The following is a 25,206-nucleotide window of genomic DNA, read 5'->3' on the forward strand; positions in this document are numbered from 1 at the left end:
CGAAAGTCGAGGGGTTCGGGTGTGTCAATTTAACGGCCATGTCTCACATGCGGTGGTAACGGAAAGTCATTGCTGATGTGCCTGGTCCGAGCTTCAAGGGGAGCAGTCGCAGACGCGCCATCGAGCAGGACCAGCACGGTGCCGACGGTCGGTCGTTCGCGCGGGAGCGGTGCCCGCTGTCACTACGATGGTCAGGGAAGCCGGGGTGTCCCCCGGTGGCACGAAGCGGGGCGTGGACGTGAAAAGGGGACGGGGCATGGCGATCTCGGCACGGGAGCGGCTGGCGCGACTGCTCGGTGGCTCGGACCCGGGCGGCTCGTTCGCCGCCCGGATGAACGCGCCGGCCGACGCGCTCCGGCTGGACGTGGAGGGTGTTGGGCCGGTGGCGCTTCCGCTGCGCGCGCCGCGTACGAAGAAGCTGATCGAGGTGGCGCGGCCGGCGAAGTTCGGGCGTGGTGAGGAGACGTTGAGCGACCCCGGTGTCCGCGACACCTGGGAGATCGCTCCGGACCGGTTCGAGCTGGGCGGGACAGGGTGGGTGCCGATGCTGGACGCCGCCCTGGAGTACTTCCGTGACGAGCTCGGGCTGTCGGCGAAGACCCGGCTGCGGGCAGAGCCGCACGCGCTCCTCGTGTACGGCAAGGGCCAGTTCTTCCTCCCCCACCAGGACTCCGAGAAGGACGACGCGATGGTGGGCACGCTGGTGGTGTCGCTGCCTTCGGCGCACACCGGCGGCGAATTGGTGGTGGAGCACGGCGGTGAGAGCAGGGTCTACCAGGCGTCGAAGGAGCGGCTGACCTTCGTCGCCTTCTACGCCGACTGCCGGCACGAGGTCAAGCCGGTGAAGTCGGGCTATCGGGTGACCCTCACCTTCAATCTGCTCGCCGAAGCCGAGGACGAGGACGCGTCCGGGGACGTCGGCCCGGTCGCCGACCTCGCGGATTGCCTGACCGAACACTTCGCCGAGCCGGCCCTCCCGCGCTGGGGAGGCCGGGAACTGCCTCCGCCCAACCGGCTGGTCTACCTGCTCGACCACGAGTACACCCAGCGCGGACTGTCCTGGAGCCGCCTCAAGGGTGCGGACGCCGAGCGCGCCGCGCTGCTGCGTGCCGCCGCGGCGCGGGCCGGCTGCGAGGCGGTGCTCGCGCTTGCCGAGGTGAAGGAAACCTGGGACGCCTACCCGCCCGGCGGCGGTGACCCGTGGGACCGCGACTACTACGACGACTCCTATGACGAGGAGGACGAGGAGGACCTGGCCCCCGGCACCGGGAGCGGCGCCCACGACGACTATGCGGACTACGAGCTCAACGACCTGATCGACGACGAGATCACTCTCGGCTGGTGGACCCGGCCGGGCGGCGGGGGCGGCGAGGCGATCTGTCTGCCCGTCTCCTACGAGGAGCGGTGTGCCTCCACGCCGAACAAGAACCTGGAGCCCTTCCGGTCGGAGTACGAGGGCTACATGGGTAACTACGGCAACACCCTTGACCGTTGGTACCGACGTTCCGCGGTCCTGCTGTGGCCGCGCGAGCGGGCGTTCGCGGCCCGGGCCGAGGCCGGATCCGAAGGCGCGCTGGCCGAGCTGCGCGACCGGATCGCGGCTGGGGAGCTGGACAGGGTCCGGGCCGATGCGGCCTCGCTGGCGTCGTTCTGGCCGCAGACCGCGCCGCGGGCCGAAGCGCTGGGTACGGCCCTTGAGGTCGCGGCCGGCCTGGGCGTGCCCGGGACGGCGGCGATGCTGCTGGAGCCGTTTCGCGCGGAGGCGCTCACTCCGGACCACGCGGATGCGCTGGCCGCGGTGGCCGGGGCGTACGGCAGAAAGTGGACACGCGAACTCGTCGGGGGATGGTTCCCCGCACAGCGCGTCTGGCGCGTGTCCGGGGCCGACCGTGGAGAGTGGGTGCAGGGCTTGCCCCAGCTGTGCGACGCACTGCGCGCCGCTGGGGACTCGTACACGGCGCGGCTGTTCGCGGACGCTGCCTGGCGCTGGCTGGAGGAAGAGCTGGGCCCGTGGTGCGCCCGGGCGCGGGCCGAGGAGCGCGGGCCGCGCCTGGCCGAACTCGGCCTGCCCTTGGCGCGCGTCTGGCAGGCGGCCGAGGACGAGCGGCGGGCCGCGATTGCGCAGGCGCTGCGCGGATACCCGGACACCGTCCTGGAGTGCGTGGTCCCGGCCCTGCGCGCGGCGGCGAAGCTGCCGGCACAAGTGCGCGGGGCGGCGGGGGTCGCGTTGCTCGCGCGGGACTGCGTCGGGCGTCTCGAGGCGTTCCTCGCCACCCCGCAGCGCGCCGAGGGCGACTGGTCGATCACCTGGGCGGGCCGTGGGCCCGTCGCCGGGAGAGGGCGGACGCACGCGGGCGGGTGCGAGCTGTGCGACACGTTGGCCGCGTTCCTCGCTTCCTCCACCGAGCGGGTTCGGGAGTGGCCGCTGGCCAAGGACGGACGGCGGCACGTGCACAGTGCCATCGACCTGGCGGGCCTTCCGGTGAGCCACTCGACCCGGCGCCAGGGCCGCCCGTACACGCTTGTCCTGACCAAGACCGATGCACTGTTCACGCGCGAGCGGCAGACTCGGCGCACTGCGGGCACGGACCTGACCTGGCTGAAGGCGACCTGGGCGTAGGCCGGAAGGCAAAGGTGGGGAGGGCGCGAGCACGCAGGCGTCTGCCGGCGGATCCGCCATGTATTTCCAGGCAGGTGGAGGACCAGCCAGTCCGCACACAGTCCGCAGGACGCTCGTAAACGTCCGTCGGAGGCCAACGCAACCAAACGGCGAAACCGCAGGTCAGCGCCCTGGTTTGGACTCCGCCGCAGGTCAGGCTCGGCCCTCAGGCATTCCGCTTCAACGTGTGACCGCATACCCGGAGGCGGGCTGACCTGCGACGATGTAGGTCAGCCCGCTTCGCTGTCCGCAGCAGTCCGCAGAACTCCAACGTGCAGCGCAACGCTGCGGCAACTTGGCCGTCAGTCACCGCAGCCTACCGAGATGATCAGTGCGTAGGGGAGTCATTCTCAGACGTGCGGATCGTGAGCGGCGGCCAGGGTGGCGGAGGCGGAGAGTACTCGCCAAAAGCTGGCTACAGCCGCCTTGTCCAAGTGCTCAATCACCCCACGGAGGCGCTCCTCCCAGTCGAGGTGGAACTCGTACGCGAGCAGGTGTCCCTCTCGGTGGGTGGCCGGCTGATGCCGAGCAGAGCGTCCAACGCGGCTGCCGGGAAGACTAGTTGATCGATTCCAAGGGGTTTAGTGGTCGTAGGCGGTCAGTGCGCGCAGGACCGGCCGGCCGGTGTGGTCGTTGTGCCAGATGGCGGCGGTGAGTGCGAGGATGCGTTGCAGGACGCGGACCGCCACGCCTGCGGGTGTGCGACCGCGGTGGCGTTCGAGGTCGAGCTGGCCCTTGAAGGTCTCGTTGATCGATTCGATGACTTGCCGCAGCGGCTTGAACAGCTGTGATCCGGCCCGTTCGGCTTCACCTTTACGGGCCGGCCGCAGCAGCCGGATGTCCAGCTCGGCCAGCTGCTGCTCGAACTCGCGGCCGAAGTAGTTCTTGTCGCCGATCAGTGTCTGGCCCGGGCGGCCGGCGGTGAGCTGGGGTTCGACGGCGAGCAGGTCCAGCAGGGTCTCGCGTTCGTCTGCCTTGGCGCCGGTCAGGGCGAAGGCGACGGGCAGGCCGCGCAGGGTGCACACCAGGTGCAGCCGCAGTCCCCAGAAGAACCGGCTGTGGCTGGCGCAGTAGCCGTACTGGGCCCATCCGGCCAGGTCGGAGCGTTTGACGGTCTCGCGGGAGCGCCCGCACTCGACGGGCGTGGAGTCCACCACCCACACGTCGTCGGTCCACAACGTGGTGTCGACGGCCAGCGCGCGGGTGACGCGCCGGATGAGCTCGGCGGCCTTGCGCAGCCGCTTGTTGTAGCCGGGTTGCTGAGGCAGGTAGGGGAACAGGTGCCGCAGGTGGGCGCGGGCGTGCCGCAGCCACCGGGCCTCGGAGGTGAAGCCGAGCATGGCCTGCATCATCGCCAAAGTCACCAGCTCGGCGTCGCTGAGCTGCGGTGCAATGCCCACGGCCGGCCGCCACGGGGCAAACTGCGGCGAATCCTTCAACAGGTCGTCGGTCTTCACATAGAGTGCGGTCGCGAGGGAGTCCAACTCTGTCTTCACACACTGACGTTGGACTCCCTCCTCCTATGCGCGCAGGCGAGCCCTTGGAATCGATCATCCTAGCCTGGGCGGGCGGCGGCGGATGTCGGTGTGGAGAGGTGGAGGGGTGGGCGTGGGGCCGGGTGGGGAGTGGGGATGGCCGAGTCGGAGTCTACTCGGGGTGTTGTCCGCTCCCGCGCGGGCCGAATTGCTGGGGTTGGGGTCGGAGTTGACGCTCGGGTCCGGGGGTGTGCTGCTCACCGAGGGCGCCACGGATCGGCATCTGTACGTGATTCTCGGCGGGTTCGCCAAGGTCACCGCGACTGTGGAGAACGGGCAGGAGTCGCTGCTCGCCGTCCGGGTCGGGGGTGACAGTGTGGGAGAGATGGCCGCGCTCGACGGCGCGCCGCGGTCGGCTGGGGTGGTGGCCTGTGGGCCGTTGCGGGCGCGGGTGATCGGACCCGGGGCCCTGCACGGGCTCATGGTGCGGCGGCCCGAGGTGGCGATGGCGCTGACCCGAATCGTGGCCGACCGGCTGCGCTGGGCCAACCGGCGGCGGCTCGAGTTCCGGGGCTATCCGGTCAAGGTGCGCCTCGCCCGGCTTCTGGTGGAGCTCGCCGTGGCGTACGGGCGGCCCGAGTCGGGCGGTGGTCATGTGATCGGCTTCCAGCTCACCCAGCCCGAACTCGCCGCGCTCACCGGCGCCGCCGAGACCACCGTGCACAAGGGGTTGCGCGAGCTACGGGACGAGGGGCTGCTCGGCACCGGATACCGGACGACCACCGTGCACGACCTCGCCCGGCTCGCCCGGGTGGCCGAACTGGCCGAGCTCGTGGTGCCGCCCGCCCCGCGCCGGCCCCGGAGGTCAGCCGAGGAGCGGCCGTAGCAGCAGACAGAGCCCGGCGGTGGTTCCCATCACCGCGGTGCACACCACGGCGGCCGTCACACAGCGGTACTTCCGCAGGGCCACGTCGGAGAGGAAGCGGATCATCGCGCGCAGCTGCCGCTCGTCCTCGTCGGACGGCGTGGGTACGGGAGTGGTGGGCGGCGACGGGTCGGAGGCGGCGGCCAGCCGGACGAAGCTGTAGTCGTTGGGGCCGGTGGGCCGCCAGACGCGCGGCCGGAGCGCCAGCGCGAGCGAGGCCGCGCCGCCGAAGAGGCCGCAGGCGAAGAGGATCAGCAGCACCCCCGCCATCCAGCCGAGCGGGCCGCCGCGCCGCCAGCCGTCGAGCGCCGCCTCGCTCCACGCGCCTGCTGTCCCCACGAGCGCCGCCTGCACGGCGGAGAGGATGCCGGCCTTGGCGTCGGCGTGCTGGTGCGCCGTCTGCAGGACGGGCAGCATCGTGTGCGAGGTGGGGACGAGCGCACCCTCGGAGGGGGCGGGCGCCGCCGTGGGTGCAGTGGGTGGGGAGGATGTCACGGAACCTCCAACGCGGCTCGGATGGACTTCCATTGAGCCGCCGACGCGCCGGGCGGACCAGGCACTTCTACGGGATTGGGCGACTGCGCGAGATCCCATACTTCCACGGGGTGCGGGTGCCCGGTTCCGGTGTACGACTGGCAGGGCGACCGGTGCTCCACGGGGGTGGGCAACGGTCCGGGAGCAGCATGCCGCATCGCCTTGCACCTTCTAACTCTCCTGATTCGCAAGTGAGTTGGAGGTGCGGCATGCTGTCCTTCCCGATGTGACGGACGAGGAGGACGAGATGTCCGTAGGTGCGATGGGCGTGTTCGACAGGCGGCTTCTGCTCGCCATCGACGCGCGAGGATACGGCAGCGCGGACACCGCGCGACAGCGCGAGATTCAGACAGTATTGCCCCGGCTCCTCTCCGAGGCGGCCGAGGCGGCCGGGCTGGACCGCGCCTCCTGGGTACGGCAGCCTGCCGGAGACTCCGAGTTCGCCGTGCTCCCGGCCGGTTCCGACGAGCAGGCGCTCGTCGAACCGTTCATGCGCCGGCTGGACGCCGGGTTGCGCGCCCACAACCGCGACCGGGTGCCCGGCGCGCGGCTCGCGCTGCGCGCCGCCGTGCACTTCGGTCCGGCCTCCGAGGCCCCGAATGGCTTCGTGGGCCCCGGGCCTGTCGAGGTCTCCCGCATCCTGGAGAGCGACCACCTACACCGGGCCCTCGCCGAGGCCCCGGACGCCGGGCTCGCCGTCGCGCTGACCGCGCCGGTCTTCACGGAGCTCGTCGCCCAGGGGTACACCAACTTCCGGCCGGAGGAGTTCCGCGAGGTCGTCGTTGAGAAAAAGGAGTACCGGGGCCGAGCCTGGCTGTGGGTGCCGGGGTACGACGTCCACGCTCTGGACCTCGGCGATGTCAACTCCAGTTCCGGCGCGGACTCCGGCTCCGGCTCCGGTTCTGGTTCCGCTGCGGGCTCCGGTGAGCCCGCAGCGCCCGCAGCGCCCGCAGCGCCCGCAGCGCCCGCAGCGCCCGCAGCGCCCGCTGCGAGCGGAGGCGACTCCGCCACCAACAACCTGTACGGAACCGTCATCAACGGGAACGTCGTCTTCGGCATCTCCAAGTGAGCGGAGTGGACGGGGTGACGGGGTGCACACGTGAGGTCCACGGATCGGCCGACGGAGAGTCACGGAAGCGGTGGGGAAGGAGGCGGCGTGTCCGGCGAGCCCCGACAGTTGACCGATGAGGCGAAAACCGCCGATCCCCGCCCCGCCCCCGAGTCGCCCACGACCCCGTCCACGCCCGCGTCCTCCTCCGGAGCGAACTCCGGAGCCGGTTCCTCCGACGGCGACTACCGCGTCTACAACAACTTCTACGGCCCTCAGTACCACGGCCGCGCCCACTTCGGCATCGCCACCGCCACCGAGCGGTCCGGGCGGGCCCGCGCCACCGGCCTCCTCGAAGGCGACGAGATCGACGCGCTGCTGCGCTCGTACATCCGCCCCGACTGCTTCGACGACGCGGCCCGCGAGCTGTCCCGTACCGGCGTCGTCGTCCTGACCGGCCCCCAGGGCACGGGCAAGCGCTCCGGCGCGGTCGCCCTGCTCCGGGAGACCGTCGGACCCTCCGCCGACTACGTGGTGCTCTCACCCGACATCGGCCTCGACCAGCTCGCGGAGCGCACCTTCGACGCGGGCGTCGGCTATGTCGTCCTCGACCGCACCGGGACCGCTGGGACCGCCGGAGGTGCCGCCGGTCCGTCCTCGGACTTCGACTGGCGCCGGGTGCGCGACCAGCTGCGCCACCACCGCGCCCATCTGGTGATCACCACCGTGCACGGCGTGGCCGGGCGCCCCCCGGAGGCCGTACGCCATCTGCCGTGGCGGCCCCCGGCCCTGGACAAGGTGGTTCGGGCCCGGCTGGTCCAGGCCCGTACCCCGCAGGAGACCGTCGACCGGGCCGTGGCCGGCATCCCGCCCCACTGCCCCATCGCGGTCGTCGCCGATGCGGCGCAGCGGATCGCGGCGGGCGCCAACCCCGACCAGGCGTGGAAGGAGCACAGCGGCAGCGCGCCGCAGGCGGTCCAGGAGTGGTTCGGCGTAGAGGAGGAGCGGAGCCTGCGCGAGATCGCCGAGGTCACCACCCTCGCCTTCGCTCCCGGCATCGGACGGCGCGCCTTCGAATCGCTCCAGGAACTTCTCGAGCGGCTCCTCGAACCCGTCTATTTCACGCCGGAGGCCGCGCCGGCCTCTGCCGACAGCGCAGCCCCTGACACCACGGGGCAGGCCGCCACCCCGAACGGCCAGGACCCGCAGCAGCGCTGCCGCGCCCGCCCGGTGGACCGGCGCCGCTCACTCGCCCGCAACACCCTGATCACCACCGAGATGCAGATCTATGGCGCGACCACCCGTGAGGTCATGGTCTTCGCCGACGCCGAGCTGCGCCGCTGGGTGCTGCAGGCGCTGTGGCGCGATCACCCCACCGAGTACTGGGACGCGGTCCGCCACTGGCTGGGGGCGGTCGTCGACGCCGACCCCGACCCCGTCCTCCAGCTCTCCATCGCCTCCGGACTCACACTGCTCGGGCACATCGCCTTCGACGAGGTCGTGCAGAGCTACCTTGATCCGTGGGCGCGCGGGGAGAGCGGCGAGATCGGGCAGACCCTCGCGGTGTACGTGCTGTGGTACATGTGCCTGGAGGAGACCCAGGCGGCCGCCGCGCTCACGCTGGCCCGCACCTGGGCGCAGTCCACCCACCCCGCCCTGCGGGGCACCGCGCTCGACGCCTTCAGCGGCCAGCTCGGCGTCACCTTTCCCACCGACGCGGTGAAGTGGATCTGGGCGGTGCTCCGCAGCGGCGTGCTCGACAAGCGGGAGGAGCGCGAACTCGGGCTGCAGGCGTGGGTGCAGCTGTTCCTGACGCTCGTCGACTGCCAGGAGGACGCCAGCATCGTGCTCGACGCCCTGGCGCACCAGATCAGGAAGGAACAGCGCACCCGGTCCGCCGCCTACTCGGCGACCGGCCTGCTCGTTCTTGAAACCACCCTGTGGGTCTTCACCGCCACCGAGCGGCTCTCGGGCCGCCCCGCCGTCGCACGATACGTCGCCGACCGGCCCAAGGAGGCCGACGTCGTCGCCGAGCTGTGGGCGGCGATCCTCTGCTACCGGCCGCTGCGCCGGAACGCCCTGTCCGCTCTGCTCGTCACGGCCCGTGCCCTGCCCGCCGTGACCTCCGACCCCACCGCGGCGGCCGCGCGACTCGGTCACGCCCTCGCCGCCGCGCTTCCGCAGGTCGAAAACCCCTTGCTGGCAAGTGAGTTGGGCCGACTCGCGGTCTCCCGTCCCGCTCGCGCCACGGGTCCCGACTACATCGCGATCCTGCTCGGCGCCCTGAACTGTGTGAAGGACAGTCACCCACGATGACCACGATCCGCAGGACCTATCCCCTGGTCGAGGAGCGCGTGCTCGCCCCCGCGCCCCGCACTGGTCGCCGCTTCTGGAACCGGCCGACCCGCTCCCACGACGAGCTGCCCCGCGTCGCCGCCCACCAGGTGCTCGTCTACCGCACCGGCGACCAGTACCTCACCGACCACGGCGTCCGCGGGCCCCAGGACGAGGCCGTCCTGAACGCCGGCTCGGTCACGGTCGTCGACTGCCGTACCGCCGTGCTCGTCACCGTCGGCACCGACGTGCCGTCCGCTGAGACCGACGGCTTCACCGTCCAGGTCGCCTTCCACTGCACGGTCACCGACCCCGTGGCCGTGGTCCGCGAGGGCGTCACCGACGTGGAGTCCCGGCTGCTCGGCTACCTCCGAGCGCTGCCCGGACTCACTGACGTCACCCAGGAATGGCCGCTCGAAGCGGGCAAGGAGGTGTCCCGGCGGCTGACCGCCCGCCTGATCTCGTACCTGGAGATGGAACCGCCGCGGATCGCCGGGCTCTCCGTCGGCGACCCGTACCTGACGGTGCTCACCCCGGAGGAGTTCGCCGCCCAGCAGCGCCGTGCCGACGAGGAGCGGCGCGAACGCGAGCAGGACCGCGTGAAGGAGGCGGTGCGCCGCGAGCGCGAGCTGATGGAGCACGAGCGCGAGAAGGAGCTGGAGCGGATGGACGCCGAGCGCAAGGCGCTCGAAATGCGGCACCAGCAGGAACTCGAGGACCTCAGGCGGGCGTACACCCACCGGACCGACGCCGAGGACCAGCACTACACCCAGAACCTCAAGCGCAAGGACAACGAGTTCGAGCGCACCGAGGTGCTCAAGGACATCGACGACTTCGGCACCGACCCGGCCAACACCGACATCCTCGCCCAGCGCAGGGGCGAGATCGCGTACTCCGAGCTGGCCGAGCGGCAGCGCGAGACCGACCGGCTGCGGCGCGAGCGGCAGCGCGAAGACGAGGAGCGACACTGGGAGTACGCCGAGCGGCGGCGCCACGCCGAACGGGAGGACCTCCGCTACAGCCTGGAGCGCGAGGACAGGCACCGGGAGGTCGACCGCCAGGATCAACGTGCCGCGCTCGACGCCGCCCGGGAGGAGCAGCGCGAGCAGCGGGCCGCGGACCGCGAAGACCGGCTCCGGCGGCGCGCGGAGCAGCGCGAGGACGTGCTGGCTGACCGGGCCGAGCGGCATCACCGGGCCGACCGGCGCGACAGCATCAACCAGGAGCTGGGCCGCCAGATGATCAACCGTGGCCTCCTCGACAACGCGCCGCTCGACGCCCGTGCCTTCGTCGAGCGCCTCAGTTCCGGGCAGGGTCTCCTCGACCAGGACCCGCGCGCCGCCGCGCAGGTGGCCGGCGCCGCCGACGCCCCGCAGCTGGAGGAGGGCGAGGGCGCGTCGTCCCCGGACCGCTCGAACGAGCGCCGCCGGTCAGACGACGAGGAGGCGTCGTACGAGGAGGCGTCGTACGAGAAAGGGGAGTACGCCCCGCGCGACGGCCGGCGTGACGATCCGTACGGGGGTGACCGGTACGGCGATGGGTACGACCGCACCGACCGGCCCGCTCGCGACGGCGACACCGACCGGGACCGCGACCGGGATCGCCACCGCGACCGCGACCGCGACTGGGACCGCGACGGCGACATCGACGCCGACCGCCCCACGCGCCGGCCGCTGATCGCCGACGACGACCTCGGTGAAGCGGGGAGGGAGGAGCGTGGCCGCTGAGACGCCGGTACGCCCGCCCGAGGGGAGTTATGACGCGTGGGCGGCCGAGACCGGGCCCGCCCACCGTCCCCGGGGCGGCCGCCGGAGCGGTCGCGGCCCCGCCGCGCTCCTGCGCCGTCTGATCGGCATCCGCGAGGAGATCCTCGACCGCGAGAGCGCCGAGCGCGCCCGCTACACCTGGTACGGCGCCATCGTCCTCAACACCGCGCTGCTCGGCGGGGCCTCCATGGCCATGGCGATCAGCACGATCCGCGAGGGCACGCCGGTCGCGGTGGCGGTCGTCGTCGGCGTGGTGTGGGCGTGGATTGTGCTGGCCCTGGACAGCTGGCTGGTCTCCAGCACCCACGGCTACACGGGCGGGCGGGCGGTCCGCATGCTGGTGCCCCGGCTGTTCCTCTCCGTGGTGCTCGGGCTCACGATCGCCGAGCCGCTGCTGTTCCAGATCTTCGACCGGGAGATACGCCAGGAGATGGCGGTCACCAGGGAACGCGACCTCGCCGACTTCCGGGGCAGCCTCACCGCCTGCAACCCCCTCGACGGCAAGGACACGACGAGCCGCGCGGAGTGCGGCGACTTCCATCTGACGGTGAAGGGCGCGCCGGCATCGATCAAGGAGGACATTGCCGACAACACCGCCGCCGTCGCCCGCCTCGACCAGCAGATCAAGACCTACAACGACGCCCTCGACAAGAAACTGGCCACCGAGCGCCGCGAGTGCGCCAAGGACCGGTGGATCTGGCGCGGCAACGGCTGGGACACCACCGAGACCTGCGAGCGCGCCCGCGCCGACACCAGCGCGTACAAGCGGACGAGCAAGGTCGCCGAGTACGAGGTGAAGCGCGCCGAACTCGTCGCCAAGGGCAACGTCCTGTCCGAGCAGCTGATCAACACCGGCACCGCCTACCGCACGGACGTCAAGAAGGCGATCGACGCCAAGGTCGCCGAGCGGGGGAAGTCGCAGCAGCACGACGGGCTGCTGCTGCGCGCCGACGCCCTGTCCACGGTGGCCTGGTCCGACGGTTTCGCGCTCTTCATGATGTTCCTGCTGCACGCCGTGCTGCTCCTGGTCGACGCCATGCCGGTGCTCGCCAAGCTGATGAGCGGCCCGTCCGAGTACGATCGCAGGCTCGGCGAGCGGCGCAAGGCCAACCAACGCATCCACCTGGAGGACCAGGACGTGCAGCGCCAGGTCGCCGCCATCGACCACGAGGTCCGGCGGTACGCGGCCGAGGTACGGGCCGAGGAGGACAAGGCCCGGCTGGGTCACGCCCGCTACAAGGCGCGCGCCGAGCACGCCCGCATAGTCCGCGAGGAACTCGACGCCCGTACCACCCGGCTCCTGGGCGAGTGACGCCCAGACCTGCGGGGGACCCGGCAGTCCGCAGACAGTCCGCAGGACGCTCGTGAGCACCCATCGGAGGCCAACGCAACCAAACGTAGAAAGTGCTGGTCAGAGCCATGGGCGGGGTTCCGCCGCAGGTCAGGATCGGGGCTCAGACATTCCGCTTCAACGTGTGATCAGCTCGTTACTGCACGCTAGGTGATCCGTCAAGCGCGCAGGTCAGAAGGGGTCGACTCCTCCGGGAGTCGGCCCCTTCGTTGTCACCGTGCTGGATGGGTGCTGGATGTTCTGACGTGATGTCAGCGGCGGTCGGGCCTGGCCCTGCTCAGTAGACCCTTCGAGCATCGGCTCGAAGGCGGACCCTTCCTCATCGGGAACGTGCGGGAGGAATCCGTGGGAGACGGTGCGGGCGGCGGTGGTGAGTAGGTGGTCCAGGACCTCGCGGTCGGTGGCCGGGGGGAGTCGAAGTGCGGCGAGGAGACGGTCGCGGACGGCGGGGTGGTCCGGGTGGTCGTCGAGGTAGTCGGCGTTGAGGGCGGGGGGTCGGAAGCCGGCCAGGGCGTCGTGCCAGGACGGGAGGGCGATGGCGAGGGTCAGGGCCTCGGCGAGGGACTCGGCGATGAGGGAGGCCCGGCCCTCGGAGTCGGTGTAGAGGACGGGGCGGGGGCCGTCTGGGACGGCCGGGCCGCAGAGGTAGTGGGTGCCTCCCGCGTTGCAGCCGGCGACGGGCTCCACCGAGAGGCCGTTGGGCAGAGCGATCGACTCGATCGGGTCGGTGCGGGCGAGGTCGAACTCGCCGTCGCAGGACAGGTAGGAGGCGACCTCGGGATGTGCGGCGATCCTGTGGAGCAGTGCGCTGTCCGAGAGGACGGCCGGGTTGAGGGCCCCGGCGATCGCTGGGGCGAGGGGGTGTCCGGCCAGGATGTGGCGGATGGCGTCGATGGGGACGGGGCGCTCGTAGTAGTCCTCGAAGTGGGCCTGGACGGCCTCGGGGGACCGGTCGGTGAGGAGGTGGAAGAGGAAGCCGGAGCCGTCCGGGTCCTCGCTGTCGGCGGGGAAGGCGATGGTCGAGCCGGTGTGCCAGACAGTGTCGCCGGTCTCCCGCCACAGGCAGGCGGTGACCCGAGGGGCGTCGATGCCCTCATCGCGGAAGGCGGGCTCGTCCAGGAGCGGGCGCAGCGCGGCGGGCACGTCATCGATGACGCCGGGCCAGACCCGCTCGTCGTCCGTCCCGTACGGACTCATCTGCGACTCGTGGTCGAAGCCGCGTATGAGCACGCCGGCCGGGGTGAAGAAGACGGAGAAGTCGTCCCCTGAGCCGGTCTCCATCAGGGCCGCCTCCGTGCCGGGGCCCCAGGCGGTGTCGAAGGTGTACTGGCAGAACCGCGGATCGCCGCCGATCCCGGTGTCCAGGACGGCCAGTGCGTGCAGATGGGCACGGAGTTGGGCCGGGTCGGGGAGAAGGGCGGCGGTCTCGTACACAGTGCTCATGGCGCTATGGAAGCAGCCGCCACTGACAGTCCGGCGCGGCCGGTCCGGACGCTGGTGCCGCTGCCTTCAGCGGCTTCCAGTCGGCTGCATGTGTTCCTGGCGCAGGGTCAGGTGTCGTAAATGGTGGAGCGATGCCCGACGTGCACGACCCACACCACCAGCTCGCCGTTGTCGATCGTGTAGACGACGCGATAGTCGCCCACTCGTAGGCGGCGGCGTTCGGGCTGGGACACGAGTGCGGTGGTGTTGAAGCCGAGTGGGTCACTCTCCAACTCGGTCAGCTTGGCCAGGATGCGGAGCGCCATATCGCGAGGGACCTTACGAAGCTCCGCCTGCGCCTCGGGTCGGAAGACGGTTCGGTACTCACTCACCGCGCGCCAGCGTCTCCCTCATGATGTCCTCGATCGGGATACCAGGTGCCGGATTGGCCATGCGCTCGTCGATGATTCGGTTGATTTCGCGCTCTTCCCATTCCTGGTACTTGCGCAGCACCTCAATGGACACCACGGCGGCGACTTCCTTGCCTCGGCGTGTGATCACGGTGGGCACGTCGTCGCGGTCTGCGCGTTCCACGACCTCGGCCAGGTGAGCGCGCACATCACGGATGGACTCTATGGGCAGTGGCTGTGTCATGCGCTCAAGAGTACCGAGTGTCTCATGTGTACACAATGCCGGAAGGTGGACGGGCTTCGCTCCCTGCCGGTTGTGCGTGCCGGATGTGCTGGATGTATTCGCACCGTGCTGGACAGGTGCTGGATAAGATCGCCGGAAATCGCGTTTTCGCAGGTCACGGCTCTGTGTCGAACGTTCCGCTTCAGCGTGTAGCCATCACGTTGCTGTGTGTGAGGTGATTTCGTCACATGCGCAGGTCAGAAGGGGTCGGACTTCGGCGGCGAGTCCGACCCCTTCTGTGTTCCCGTGCTGACGTGGTGCTGACTTCTCAGCTGCTTCGGGGCGGTGTGAGCTTGTCGAGGTCCAGGCTGATGGCGAAGGGCACCGGGCGTTGGAGGGTGCCCCGGAAGATACCGGCGGGCGCGTAGGCGCCGGTGGGTTCGTCGAGCTCGTAGACGTGGACGACGGGTGCCCCGTCCTCATCCTCGATGCACCAGTAGTGCGGGATGCCGGCCTCTGCGTACTTGCGAAGCTTTACGGTGCGATCGCGGTGGGCGGATTCGGGGGATACGGCCTCGACGACGAGTTTCACGTCCTCTGGGGCGTACCAGGTGCGGTCGGGGTCGTAGGGCAGGCCCGTCAGCAAAAGGTCCGGCTCGGGGCGGTTGCGGGCATCGAGGCGGATCGTCATCTCCCGCTCGACCTCGAAGCCGGCTGGCGCCTGCGCCATGAGTGTGGTGGTCAGGGCGGTGACGAGGCGGCCATGCCAGGACCGCTGGGGCGACATCATGAAGACGAGTGCTCCGTCGATGAGCTCGGTGTGGCGTGGTGCCTCGGGGAGACGGTCCAGGTCCTCCGCGAACCAGCCTTCCGCGCGCGGCGGGCGCATCCAGTCGGGCAGTGCGGTCATGAACCAACCCTAGCGATTGTGCCGTCAAGAGGGGTGTTGTGCTGCTGATCCATCATCGGCACGTGGATGTCGTCGGGATACTTGAGGCCGCCTCGCTGCTGGTGCCCGAAGGCGTTGCCACCGACAACGACGTCACCGTTTCCGATGTCTGGGACTACCTCGCACGCGACGAGTGGGAAGTGGCGCTCGACCTGCTCGAGGAACTGGGTGAGGGATGGGCGGCACCGAAGGGCTTCTGGGGGCAGCTGGAACGCGTGGCGGTGATGCTGGGGCTCGAATGGAGCGGGGGGGTGATCGCCCCTGCTCACCTCCACCGTGCCGGGTCGGTGGGGCTGCGACGGTGCATCACACGGCGCCCAGGGCGCCACAGCGGAAGATGCGGCGGTCCACGGGATTGTCCCGCAGGATCGCCTCCCGCAGATCCTGCAGCTCGCGGCTCAGATCCAACCCCAGCCGCGCGGTCATTCGTGCTCGCGCCGAGGACAGCACTCGCAGCGCATCCGCGCGACGGCCGCACTCGTAGAGCGTGGCCGCACGGAAGGCCAAGAGCATCTCGTGTTCCGGATAGTCCTCGGTGAGCCGCGCGAGCTCCGCGGCGAGCGACCAGTAGTTACGCAGCTTGAACTCCGCCGCCACACGCAGCAGTTGCGCCGAGATCAGTAATTCGTCGAAAGTGGTGCCGACACCTCGGCGGGTCCGCTCGGTTGCGACGTCCTGCAGCACCGACCCCCGCCACTCGGCCAGGGCGGACGAGGCGAGTCGTGAAACCTCCTGCGGCTCGGTGCACTGCTGAGCCCGGTTGACCAGCCGAGTGAAGCGGTGCAGATCCACCAGTTGCGGATCGCCGGTCAGGGCGTACGTCGAACCGCTCCGCACCAGCCGCACCGACCCGTCGCACCCGCCCTGGCGAAGGCTCGCCCGCAGCCGGCAGACATCCACATACAGATCGGCCCGGGACCGCGGCCGTTCGTCCTCGTCCGACAGCAGATCGACCAGCCGGTCCATCGGGAGCGGCCGGCCCATCTCCAGCAGGAGTAAACCCAGCAGCAGACGCTCGCGGCGGCGACCGATGGTTCTGGGGCGTCCGTCGACGGTCCACTCAACTCTGCCGAGCACTCGAAAATGCGACCCCGTGGCGAGCATGGTGGCAATGATGCTCAGCTCGTCATGTTCCTGGCAAGATCTTGGCATCCTCGCGACAGGCCTCATGTATCACACTGCTCCCCCGTGCAACCGCGCCAGGGGGTCGAAACGTGCCTTACGTCATTGCCGGTCTGGTGCTCGTCGGAGCCGCCGCCCTGCTCAACCTCGTCCTGCTCATGGTCATCCTGCGCCGCTGGCAGGAGCTCGAAGTCGTACGCCGACGCGACGACTTCGCAGCCCAGGGGCCGCAACCCGGAGACGGGCTCCCGGACTTCACCGCCACCGCGCTCAGCGGCCGGACCCTGACCCAGGACGACTTCCGCTCCGGGGAACTGCTGCTGGGCGTCTTCGCCCACGACTGCCCGTCCTGCACCGACAGCCTCCCCGGCTTCGCCGAACGGGCCGACCGGACCCGGGCAACAGGCGGCCGGGTCCTGGCCCTGGTGATCGGCGCCGAAGCCGGCGAGAGCAGCCTGACCGCCCAACTCGTCGGGCCGGCGGACGAGGTGGTACTGGAGCCCGAGGCGTCACCACTGTTCCGCGCCCTGCGCGTCCCTGCCTTCCCCACGATCCTCAGCTACCAGGACGGCGTCGTCGCCGCTCCCTCCGCCGCCGGCCGCGAGCCGGTATCGGCGGCCTCCTGAACCCCGGTGCGACCGCGGACCGCGGTCGCACCGCGGAGTACGCATTTCCCATCCACACAGGAAGAGGAGAACCATGCGCACACTCAAAGCCGGTGCGGGCCGCCTGATCGCGCGGATTCTGCCCAAGGCCGAAGCCGAGGCGGGCTGCGCGCCGGACTGCTGGACCGAGTGGAGCACCAGCGCCCAGCGGTGCCGCCGCTGCTGCTACACCGGCGCGTGCGGGGTCAGCTGCGGCAGCTGGAACTACTGCTGAACGACCACGGGGCGGGCCGCGTGCGGCTCGCCCCGTGCCCGCCGGCCCAGGACCCATTCCTTCGGAGTCATCCTTGTCCGACCTGCTGCTCGTCTGCCGCCTGACCCTGATCTGCGTGCCGGCCGTGGCCGGCCTCGCCAAGCTGTGCGACCGCCGCCGATTCGCCACGCTCGCACCGGCGAACGCTGAAAGGACGATCACAGAGTGAGCTACGCCATCACCGGCCTCGCCCTTGTCGCCGCGGTCACCCTCGTCAACGCCCTCCTCACCTTTGCGGTCATCAAACGCTGGCGCGCCACGATGGCCGCCCCCGCCTCGGCCGCCGCGACCTCGGGCCCTCCAGCCCTTGCCGTACACGAAGGTGACCGCACCCCTGCTTTCACCGTGCACACTCCCCGAGGCGAAGTCACCGAATCCGCCCTGGCCGGGCACCCCGCCCTCATCTGCTTCCTCCGTCCCGACTGCGGGCCCACCAGGGAAAGCCTCCCCGAGATCCAGCGGTGGGCCGAGGCGAACACCCCGTCAGGCGCGCATCTCGTCGCCGTCATCAGTGGGCAGCCCGCCGAAGCCGGCCCCCTGCTCGAAGCAGTCGGACCGCTCACCGAACTCACCGCCACCGAACCGCCGAACGGTCCCGTCGCCGGCACCTTCGGCGTGCGTCACCACCCCACCTTCGTCCTCCTCGACGCCGACGGGACCATCACAGAGACAGGCATCGGCCAAGGTTCCCTGCCCGCGCTCAACCTCCTCACCGCATGAGCGGGCAGTCCACCTCCCGCACGGCCGAATTCCTGCGGGGCCTCACCGCCGTACTCGCCCTCACGCTGCGGTCCTGCCCCGGGGCCCTCGCCGTCCGATGCGCCACCGTCGTCATCGCGGGGACAGCCCCCATAGCCGCCTCCTGGCTGCTCAAGTACGTGGTCGACAGCCTCACCGCGGATGAATTCCGCGCCTCGGACCTCAACTGGGCCGCGGCCGGCATCGGCCTGCTCAGTGTCCTCCTCGCTGCTGCCTCAGCCATCTCCTCCTACGCAGACGGCCGCATCCGCCGCGCCACCTCCACCCGGGCCCAGAGCGACCTGCTCACGGCTGTCAACCGACTCAGCGGCCTGTCCAAGCTTGAACAGCCCGCCTTCCACGACCGTGTCCAACTCGCCATCCAGAGCGCGCAGGGGGCCGAGCGACTCGTCGGTGCAGCACTCCAGGGCGCCCAGGGAGTCCTCACCCTGGCGGGCTTCCTGGGAAGTCTCCTGCTCATCAGCCCCACCCTGGCCGCCATCCTCATCGCCGCGGCCGTTCCGGCCCTCTTCGCCCACCTGGCCAACAGCCGGCATCGCGCGGACATGTTCTGGCGCACCAGTAACCTCGCCCGCCGCCAGATCTTCTACCGAGGGCTGCTCACCGGCACGCAAGCGGCGAAAGAGATCCGCCTCTACGGCCTCGGCGGCTACTTCGCGCAGCGCATGCGTACCGATCTCGACAGCATCAACCAGCAGGAGGAACGGCTCGACCGCCGCCTCGCCACCTACGAGACGGCCCTCGCTGCCCTCGGAGCCGGCGTCTCCACCGGCGCACTCGTCTGGGGCGTGCACCAGGCCGCCGCCCACGCCCTCACCGTTGGTGACGTGTCCCTCCTCGTCGCCGCCCTCGCCGGCATGCAGACGGCACTCATCGGCCTGGTGGGGTGCATCGCCCAAAGCCACCAGACGGCCCTGCTGTTCAGCCACTACCTGCATGTCACCCAGGTCCGGGACGACCTCCCCGCCCCGGCCGCCCCGATCGCCCCACCGCCCCTGAGCCACGGCATCGAACTCCGGGACGTCTGGTTCCGCTACACCGCCGACGGACCGTGGATCCTCCGCGGAATCAGCCTGACCATCCCGCATGGCACCAGCCTGGCCATCGTCGGTCTCAACGGGGCAGGCAAGAGTACCCTCGTCAAACTGCTGTGCCGCCTCTACGACCCGCAGCGGGGCAGCATCCACTGGGACGGCATCGACCTCAAGGCCTTCCCTGCGGACCAGTTGCGCAGGCGAGTCAGCGTTGTCTTCCAGGACCCGATGGAGTACGACCTCACCGCCGGGGAGAACATCGGCCTCGGTGACCTCGGCTCTCTCCACGACCATGGGCGCATCCATGCCGCCGCCACCGCCGCGGACATCCACACCGCCCTCGCCCGCCTCCCGCAGGGGTACGACACCATGCTCAGCCGGATGTTCTTCCCCGACGACACCGAAGACACCAGCCCTGGCGTCCAGCTGTCGGGCGGCCAGTGGCAGCGCCTCGCCCTCGCCCGGGCCCTGATGCGTTCCGAACGGGATCTCATGATCCTCGACGAACCCAGTACCGGCCTCGACGCGGTCGCCGAACGCCACGTCCACGACCGGCTCACCTCACTCCGTCAGGGCGCGACGAGCGTCCTCGTCTCCCACCGCCTCAACACCGTCCGCGCCGCAGACGCCATCGTCGTCATCGCCGACGGAACCGTGCAGGAGGCAGGCACCCACGAACAGCTCATGACCGCCCACGGCACCTATGCCGAGCTCTTCACCACGCAAGCCGAGGGCTACGAGGAGACCGTCCGGTGACCGCCACAGCCCTGGTGCTCCTCGCCGTCGCAGGACTGTTCGTCCTCGCCGCAGCCCTGTTGCTGGCGCGTGGGCGGCTGGTGGCCGTGACCGTACGCGGACACAGCATGTCGCCGATCCTCATGCCCGGCGACCGGATCCTCATGCTCCGCGGCAGACGCCGTGTCGCCACGGGCCGGGTGGCCGTCGTCGTCGCACCCCACCCCGAGCACGGCTGGCACGCCCCCACGGGCACCACGCCCGAATCGTGGTACGTCAAACGCATCGTCGCCGTCGCCGGAGAGCCCGTACCGCACTGGGCCGGCCGATGTCCCGGTACCCACGTGCCGCCGGGCATGCTTGTCCTCCTGGGCGAGAAGCCGGGCTCGACGGACTCCAAACAGTGGGGCTACTGCCCCGAGGACAAGCTCATCGGAACGGTCCTGTTCCGCCTGCGGGCCGCTGCGCCTTCTGGTGAGTCTGCTTCGCTTCCTTCCTGAGGCCGGGACGTACCGTACCGGGACGGTGCTGGGACGGCCCACGTCAGAACGACACCGTGACCGGCAAGAGACGAAAAACACCTCTGCCCGACGGCTCGAGCCGTCGGGCAGAGGTGTTTCGGCGCTGCTGCCCCGAGCTCAGAACAGTGAGTTGTTGCCCTTGAGCCGGCGGCGCAGGAAGGTGGCGAAGGTCTGGTCCTCCAGGTGCGTGAGCGCGGTGCCGTCCGGCTCGATATAGGCGACGCGCCAGTCCTGGGGATCGCTCTTCACGGTGAGCCAGCCGAACGCCTTGCCCTCCAGCTCTCCCCACTGCAGGAACAGCCGTGTTGGTGAGGGTGAGGTCCACCGTGTAGGTGGTGTTCGGGGTCATCCGCGCCGGGGTTTGCGGCGCGTAGTACGTCGACTCGGTGGTGGAGTCGATGTACGTGACCACGATGCGCGGACGCAGCCGCTCCTCGGTCGCCTCCGAGGAGAGGAAGATGCTCCGCTCCTGGGAGGCGGCCTCGTCGGCCATCTTGATGACGACGCCCTGCTGGGAGGCCGGGGTGGTGACCCAGCCCTGGGCGAGGGAGGTGACGTTCCAGTCGTGGCGGGCCGGGTCGTTGGACATGGCCGGGGCCGTGTCGGCCACCGCCGTGCCGTAGTCGCCTCCTGCCGTGGTCCAGTTGGTGGTGGCGTTGGCCTTGACCCAGGTGGCTGTGGCCTCGTCGAAGTCCTTCGTCAACGGCCGCAGCTCGTAGCTGGCCCCGGCGTTGGAGAAGGTGGTCTGCGTGCCCCAGAGCCGCACCTTGGCGGCCAGGACGCGGGCGGTCGACGGAATGCCCAGGTCGGGGAACTTCAGCAGGGTGCGGGTCTTGCCATAGGTGGCCGAGTTGTTGCCGACCGTGACCCAGTTCTGCGGAAGCCCGTCCTGCACGGTGTCATGCGGAAGCGTCGACTCGGTCGAGGACAGCGTGGTGTCCTGCGCGGCTTCGAACACCTTGGTGGTGCGTCCGGCCTTCGGTAGGCGCACCAGCTGGGTCGGTGCCGGGGTGACCTTTCCGTCCTTGGTCTTGACCGCGATCATGTAGTAGTACGCGCGGCCGAAGGGGTCCGCGTCGTCGGCCTTGGTCGGTACCGCCGTGGTGTCCGTGAACTTTGTCGTACCCGGGGTGACCGGGGCCACGAGGGTGGACGCGGACGGGGTGAAGGTCTGGTAGACCGACCGGTGGACCTGGTACTCCACGAGGTTGTCGCCGGAGGCGATCGGGTCCGGGTCCTGGTACGCGGACCAGTTCAGCTCGGCACCGGTGTCGTGGATCACCGAGGGGGCGTCCAGGGTCACGCCCGGGCGGCCGTAGGTGAGGACCAGCTTGGGGTAGTTGACGGTCTCGCCGCCGTAGCCGAACTCCGAGGCCTCGTAGCGCGGGCCGCCCTTGGGGGCGCCTGCTGCCTCGTTGGTGGCCTTGATGACGAAGCCGTTGTTGGTGCTGGTGCCGTCGAGCCAGGACTGGACGGTGTCCTTCACCGAGAAGGAGTGCCACGTGTTGTACGTGTTCGCCGGCATCGAGACGGTGCCCGGCTTGGTGAAGCGCACGGCGTCCGCGATCACCGCGGTGGAGGTGGAGGCGGGTCCGTCACCGAGGACGATCTTGCCCGCGGTACCGGCCTTGAAGGGGTGGGCGCCCAGCGGCTTCCAGATCCCGCCGGTGCCGGTCTGCTGGTCGACCGTGTAGGCCTTGGTGCCGCCGCTGTAGGTGACGGTGTACGGCACCGCGGTGGAACGGTCGTTGGCCGGGACGGAGTGGACGTCGACCTGATAGGTGCCGTCCTCCGGCAGCTTGGGCTGCCAGGTGTAGGTGTCACCCGCGACCGAGTCCTTGTTGTACAGGTAGTCCCGGTTGATCGCGTACTGCGTGAACGCCGTGTTTCCGGAGGCGGGTCAGGCACCCACCGCCGCGGTCGTGCCCTCATCCCCGTCGTCCAGCTCGGCGAAGGCGCGGCCGACATCTCCTACCGCGGGTCCGGCGGCGACAAGGCGGACGTCGTGACCAATGTCGGCCTGCCGTGGAAGAAGACCGTGAGCGTTCCGCTCGGTGCTTCCCCGATCGTCAACGTCACCCTCGGCAAAAAGGGCGGCACGGCCAGCTGCACCCTGACCGTACGTGGCAAGCACGTCCAACGCGCCACCGCCACCGGCGCCTTCGGCCGGACCACGTGCAGCAGTGAGCTCCCGACCCCCGAAGCGTCCGCAGCCCTTGGAGGAGCCCAGTGAACCCACACCTCTTCCGCCGTACCACCAGGGTCGTGGCGGACCGCCCTCACCCTCGCGACCCTCGGTCTCACCGCCCCGGCGACTGAGAGGTGCTCACAAAATGGGCGCCCGGCTCGCGGACCCGCGCGCCGAGCTAGGCGGCACGGCACAGGTCCGTACAAGCGACAGTGTGACCGGTGTCTGGTCCGGCCGGCGTGACCTCGAACTCGACGCGCGTACGCCCGAGATCGGGGCCGACACCGGAGCCGGCGAGGTGCGCGCCGGCATCCAGCCGCTGTGGACGGGGCCGTCCGACGGTGTGCAGGTCAGGGTGACTGGCTGAGCGTGTCCCCGCCGGTGTCAGTGGGTTTAAGATGCTGCGCGAGGCGGGCCTGATCTGGCAGTACTACGTCGGGACCTCGCGCATGAACACCCTGCGTCGCACCGAGATGAGCGAAGCGTTCCCCGGACTGCCCGACGCCCTCAGTGCGCACCGGCGCAGCGGGCGTTGATTCCGAGTCTCGGCAAAACGACCGTTTGCCTCTGGCGCCGACTCGGCCACGTCGAACGCGACCGCTGCCTCTCGGGGTGCCCTGGGCTTCCGGAGCGTGCCCGACCCGTGGACAATCGCCTTCGTGGATCAGCCCAGGGCGTCCGGATCAGAGGCCAGGCCCGTCTTGAGTCCAGCCCCGCAGAGGGGTACGACCACACTGCGGTCCGTCCAGTCGCCGACCGCTGCCCAGCAGGCGACCCCGGTCGTCTCGACGTAGAAACCGCGGGCCGCCAGGTCCCTTTGCGCGGTACGGATCTGATCCTCCGTCACGGTGAGGAAGGTGCCGCCCGACTCCCGCACCGCCGCCAGGATCTGGCGGGCGCGCGGCGGGCGGGGGATGGCGATGCCCTCGGCGAGCGTGGGGGCGGCGGAGGCGGCCCGGCCGGACTGACCGTCCGCGCCCCGGTGGAACGCGGTGGCCAGCGGCGACACGGCCTCGGCCTGTACGGCGATCAGGGCGGGAGGCGCGTCGATCAGGCCCTGGGCGAGGAGTTCCGCGGTGGCCAGCGCCGCGCCGAGCAGCAGCGTGCCGTTGCCGACCGGTACGGCGATGGCGTCGGGGAGTTTTCCGCCGAGGTCTTCCCACATCTCGTACACGTACGTCTTCGTGCCGTGCAGGAAGTACGGGTTGAAAACGTGCGAGGCGTAGAAGGTGCCAGGGGAGTCGGCGGCGGCCCTGGCAGCCTGCGCGGTGGCCTCGCGGTCGCCGGGGACGATCTCCAGGCGGGCGCCGTGGGCCCGGATCTGCTCGGTCTTCTTGGGGGAGGTGCCCTCGGGGACATACACCGTGCAGGGCAGTCCGGCCCGCGCGCAGTACGCGGCGACGGCCGTTCCCGCGTTGCCGCTGCTGTCCGCGACGACGCGATCGGGGGAGAGACGGCGGGCCAGCTCGGCGAGCATCACGGCGCCGCGGTCCTTGAAGGAGAGAGTCGGCATCAGGAAGTCGAGCTTGGCGGAGACCGTGCCGGTGAGCGGCACGAGCGGTGTGCGGCCCTCGCCGAGGCTGGTGGTGGGCGAGGAGAGGGGCAGCACCTCTTCGTAACGCCACAGTGAATTGACGCGCCCGGCAAGCGCGTTGACGGAGAGCGGCGCGTCCGGCTCGAAGTCGAGATCCCAGGGACCGCGGCAGACCGGACAGCACCAGGTCAGGGATGTGGCGTCGGCGCGGGTGCCGTCCTGCGGGCAGAGATACGTGGCCATGCCCGCCAGGATGTCAGCCGTGCGGCGGGTGAATGGCGAAGATCGCCGGACCGCCCCTCACCAAGATCTTCATCGGTCTTCTGGTCATCACTTCGGGTGAAACTTTGGCCCGTGCTTGCGGTCCACAACCGACGGTTGCAAGGCTGTTGCAGACTGTCAACCTGTTGGGAGTGCCTTGTGACTTTCGGTGAGCAGCCGGCCTATCTGCGCGTTGCGAGCGATCTGAGAGAGAAGATCGCCAATGGTTCGCTGCCGCCGCATACGCGCCTGCCGTCGCAGGCCCGTATCCGTGAGGAGTACGGAGTCTCCGACACGGTCGCGCTGGAGGCGCGCAAGGTGCTGATGGCCGAAGGGCTGGTCGAGGGACGCTCCGGTTCCGGTACGTATGTGCGCGAGCGCCCGGTCCCGCGTCGCATCGCCCGTTCCGGATACCGTCCGGGCGCCGGTGCCAGCCCGTTCCGCCAGGAACAGACGGCGGACGGGGCGCGGGGGACGTGGGAGTCCCGCAGCGAGCAGGAAGGAGCGAGTCCGGAGATCGCCGAACGGCTCGGTATCGAGGCGGGTGACCGGGTGATGCGTACGAGATACATCTTCCGGGAAGCGGGGGAGCCGATGATGCTTTCCACCTCCTGGGAGCCCCTCGCCGTCACGGGGCGCACGCCGGTGATGCTGCCGGAGGAGGGCCCGTTGGGCGGCTGTGGGGTGGTCGAGCGGATGGCCGCGATCGATGTCGTCGTGGACAACGTGGCCGAGCAGGTGGGCGCGCGCCCGGGGCTGGCGGAGGAGCTCCTGGCGCTGGGCGGTGTGCCGGGGCATGTGGTGATGGTGATCGGGCGTACGTACTACGCATCGGGGCGGGCGGTCGAGACGGCGGACGTGGTGGTGCCCGCCGACCGCTACCGGATCGCCTACCACCTTCCTGTCAGGTGAGCGGCGGTTCGGCGCGCTGGCGGGCTTCGTCGCGCGCCCGCTGCCGAGCTCGGCGCCGGTCTCTTTGCGCAGCGCTCCCGAGGGACTTTTCCGGGTCCCGGCGGGCTCGCGGCCGGGATTTCTGCC

Annotated in this window: 25 protein-coding genes; 16 read left to right on the top strand and 9 right to left on the bottom strand. The window is 70.3% G+C overall.

The window, feature by feature from the left end:
• The first annotated feature begins 256 nt into the window (after positions 1 to 256).
• On the top strand, positions 257 to 2,620 hold the full coding sequence (locus AB0N06_RS08125; protein WP_366133860.1) for a 2OG-Fe(II) oxygenase: 2,364 nt from the start codon (positions 257 to 259) through the stop codon (positions 2,618 to 2,620).
• A gap of 620 nt (positions 2,621 to 3,240) precedes the next feature.
• On the opposite strand, the gene AB0N06_RS08130 is transcribed toward AB0N06_RS08125, so the two are convergent.
• Positions 3,241 to 4,155 carry an IS982 family transposase gene (locus AB0N06_RS08130; protein ID WP_366133861.1) on the bottom strand — a complete coding sequence of 305 codons (915 nt, stop codon included), beginning with the start codon at positions 4,153 to 4,155 and terminating at the stop codon, positions 3,241 to 3,243.
• Positions 4,156 to 4,315: 160 nt separating this feature from the next.
• On the opposite strand from AB0N06_RS08130, the gene AB0N06_RS08135 reads away from it, so the two are divergent.
• A complete protein-coding gene (locus AB0N06_RS08135; protein ID WP_366133862.1) occupies positions 4,316 to 5,020 on the top strand; it encodes a Crp/Fnr family transcriptional regulator in 705 nt (234 codons plus the stop codon).
• On the opposite strand, the gene AB0N06_RS08140 is transcribed toward AB0N06_RS08135, so the two are convergent.
• Positions 5,000 to 5,554, bottom strand: coding sequence for a Pycsar system effector family protein (locus AB0N06_RS08140; protein WP_366133863.1), 555 nt, complete (start codon positions 5,552 to 5,554; stop codon positions 5,000 to 5,002). The genes AB0N06_RS08135 and AB0N06_RS08140 overlap by 21 nt on opposite strands.
• A 241-nt stretch (positions 5,555 to 5,795) precedes the next feature.
• Here AB0N06_RS08140 and AB0N06_RS08145 point away from each other — a divergent pair, with 241 nt between their 5' ends.
• From AB0N06_RS08145 to AB0N06_RS08160, 4 genes are all read left to right on the top strand, one after another.
• A complete protein-coding gene (locus AB0N06_RS08145; protein ID WP_366133864.1) occupies positions 5,796 to 6,662 on the top strand; it encodes a hypothetical protein in 867 nt (288 codons plus the stop codon).
• A gap of 87 nt (positions 6,663 to 6,749) precedes the next feature.
• Positions 6,750 to 8,957, top strand: coding sequence for a hypothetical protein (locus AB0N06_RS08150; protein WP_366133865.1), 2,208 nt, complete (start codon positions 6,750 to 6,752; stop codon positions 8,955 to 8,957).
• Positions 8,954 to 10,702, top strand: a complete 1,749-nt coding sequence (locus tag AB0N06_RS08155) for a hypothetical protein (RefSeq protein WP_366133866.1) — start codon at positions 8,954 to 8,956, stop codon at positions 10,700 to 10,702. The genes AB0N06_RS08150 and AB0N06_RS08155 overlap by 4 nt, the downstream gene beginning before the upstream one ends.
• Positions 10,692 to 12,053, top strand: a complete 1,362-nt coding sequence (locus AB0N06_RS08160) for a DUF4407 domain-containing protein (RefSeq protein ID WP_366133867.1) — start codon at positions 10,692 to 10,694, stop codon at positions 12,051 to 12,053. Before AB0N06_RS08155 ends, AB0N06_RS08160 begins: the two co-directional genes overlap by 11 nt.
• A 210-nt stretch (positions 12,054 to 12,263) precedes the next feature.
• On the opposite strand, the gene AB0N06_RS08165 is transcribed toward AB0N06_RS08160, so the two are convergent.
• From AB0N06_RS08165 to AB0N06_RS08185, 5 genes are all read right to left on the bottom strand, one after another.
• Entirely contained in the window at positions 12,264 to 13,535 is a 1,272-nt protein-coding gene (locus AB0N06_RS08165) for a hypothetical protein (protein ID WP_366133868.1), read from the bottom strand.
• A gap of 107 nt (positions 13,536 to 13,642) precedes the next feature.
• Positions 13,643 to 13,906, bottom strand: coding sequence for a type II toxin-antitoxin system RelE/ParE family toxin (locus tag AB0N06_RS08170; RefSeq protein ID WP_352180826.1), 264 nt, complete (start codon positions 13,904 to 13,906; stop codon positions 13,643 to 13,645).
• Positions 13,899 to 14,168, bottom strand: coding sequence for a type II toxin-antitoxin system Phd/YefM family antitoxin (locus tag AB0N06_RS08175; protein WP_019434848.1), 270 nt, complete (start codon positions 14,166 to 14,168; stop codon positions 13,899 to 13,901). Before AB0N06_RS08175 ends, AB0N06_RS08170 begins: the two co-directional genes overlap by 8 nt.
• Positions 14,169 to 14,475: 307 nt before the next feature.
• Positions 14,476 to 15,057, bottom strand: a complete 582-nt coding sequence (locus AB0N06_RS08180) for a Uma2 family endonuclease (protein WP_366133869.1) — start codon at positions 15,055 to 15,057, stop codon at positions 14,476 to 14,478.
• Positions 15,058 to 15,402: 345 nt separating this feature from the next.
• The gene (locus tag AB0N06_RS08185; protein ID WP_366133870.1) at positions 15,403 to 16,200 is read right to left on the bottom strand and encodes an AfsR/SARP family transcriptional regulator; all 798 of its coding nucleotides are present in this window, start codon (positions 16,198 to 16,200) and stop codon (positions 15,403 to 15,405) included.
• Positions 16,201 to 16,310: 110 nt separating this feature from the next.
• Between AB0N06_RS08185 and AB0N06_RS08190 the strand changes: the two genes are divergently transcribed.
• The 6 genes from AB0N06_RS08190 to AB0N06_RS08215 all read left to right on the top strand — a co-directional run bounded on the left by AB0N06_RS08190 (position 16,311) and on the right by AB0N06_RS08215 (position 20,164).
• On the top strand, positions 16,311 to 16,844 hold the full coding sequence (locus AB0N06_RS08190; RefSeq protein WP_366133871.1) for a redoxin domain-containing protein: 534 nt from the start codon (positions 16,311 to 16,313) through the stop codon (positions 16,842 to 16,844).
• 73 nt (positions 16,845 to 16,917) lie between these two features.
• On the top strand, positions 16,918 to 17,097 hold the full coding sequence (locus tag AB0N06_RS08195; RefSeq protein WP_366133872.1) for a hypothetical protein: 180 nt from the start codon (positions 16,918 to 16,920) through the stop codon (positions 17,095 to 17,097).
• 73 nt (positions 17,098 to 17,170) lie between these two features.
• Positions 17,171 to 17,305 (top strand): hypothetical protein, encoded by a 135-nt coding sequence (locus AB0N06_RS08200; RefSeq protein ID WP_366133873.1) that lies wholly within the window; start codon positions 17,171 to 17,173, stop codon positions 17,303 to 17,305.
• A complete protein-coding gene (locus AB0N06_RS08205; RefSeq protein WP_366133874.1) occupies positions 17,302 to 17,856 on the top strand; it encodes a redoxin domain-containing protein in 555 nt (184 codons plus the stop codon). The genes AB0N06_RS08200 and AB0N06_RS08205 overlap by 4 nt, the downstream gene beginning before the upstream one ends.
• Positions 17,853 to 19,685: an ABC transporter ATP-binding protein gene (locus AB0N06_RS08210; protein WP_366133875.1), complete on the top strand. Its 1,833-nt coding sequence runs from the start codon at positions 17,853 to 17,855 to the stop codon at positions 19,683 to 19,685. The genes AB0N06_RS08205 and AB0N06_RS08210 overlap by 4 nt, the downstream gene beginning before the upstream one ends.
• Complete coding sequence (locus AB0N06_RS08215; protein ID WP_366133876.1) at positions 19,682 to 20,164, top strand: S26 family signal peptidase; 483 nt, start codon at positions 19,682 to 19,684, stop codon at positions 20,162 to 20,164. Before AB0N06_RS08210 ends, AB0N06_RS08215 begins: the two co-directional genes overlap by 4 nt.
• 43 nt (positions 20,165 to 20,207) lie before the next feature.
• On the opposite strand, the gene AB0N06_RS08220 is transcribed toward AB0N06_RS08215, so the two are convergent.
• Positions 20,208 to 21,917, bottom strand: coding sequence for a DNRLRE domain-containing protein (locus AB0N06_RS08220; protein ID WP_366133877.1), 1,710 nt, complete (start codon positions 21,915 to 21,917; stop codon positions 20,208 to 20,210).
• Between the two features lie 273 nt (positions 21,918 to 22,190).
• Here AB0N06_RS08220 and AB0N06_RS08225 point away from each other — a divergent pair, with 273 nt between their 5' ends.
• The 3 genes from AB0N06_RS08225 (at position 22,191) to AB0N06_RS08235 (ending at position 22,909) form a co-directional block, all read left to right on the top strand.
• Positions 22,191 to 22,418 carry a hypothetical protein gene (locus AB0N06_RS08225; RefSeq protein ID WP_366133878.1) on the top strand — a complete coding sequence of 76 codons (228 nt, stop codon included), beginning with the start codon at positions 22,191 to 22,193 and terminating at the stop codon, positions 22,416 to 22,418.
• A 100-nt stretch (positions 22,419 to 22,518) separates the two neighbouring features.
• Positions 22,519 to 22,740 carry a hypothetical protein gene (locus AB0N06_RS08230; protein WP_366133879.1) on the top strand — a complete coding sequence of 74 codons (222 nt, stop codon included), beginning with the start codon at positions 22,519 to 22,521 and terminating at the stop codon, positions 22,738 to 22,740.
• 31 nt (positions 22,741 to 22,771) lie between these two features.
• Positions 22,772 to 22,909, top strand: coding sequence for a hypothetical protein (locus tag AB0N06_RS08235; RefSeq protein ID WP_366133880.1), 138 nt, complete (start codon positions 22,772 to 22,774; stop codon positions 22,907 to 22,909).
• Between the two features lie 128 nt (positions 22,910 to 23,037).
• On the opposite strand, the gene AB0N06_RS08240 is transcribed toward AB0N06_RS08235, so the two are convergent.
• Entirely contained in the window at positions 23,038 to 24,150 is a 1,113-nt protein-coding gene (locus AB0N06_RS08240) for a threonine synthase (protein ID WP_366133881.1), read from the bottom strand.
• Positions 24,151 to 24,327: 177 nt separating this feature from the next.
• Between AB0N06_RS08240 and AB0N06_RS08245 the strand changes: the two genes are divergently transcribed.
• Complete coding sequence (locus AB0N06_RS08245; RefSeq protein ID WP_366133882.1) at positions 24,328 to 25,080, top strand: GntR family transcriptional regulator; 753 nt, start codon at positions 24,328 to 24,330, stop codon at positions 25,078 to 25,080.
• Positions 25,081 to 25,206 lie beyond the last annotated feature (126 nt).

It is taken from the genome of Streptomyces sp. NPDC051020 (assembly GCF_040683105.1).
GTDB lineage: Bacteria > Actinomycetota > Actinomycetes > Streptomycetales > Streptomycetaceae > Streptomyces.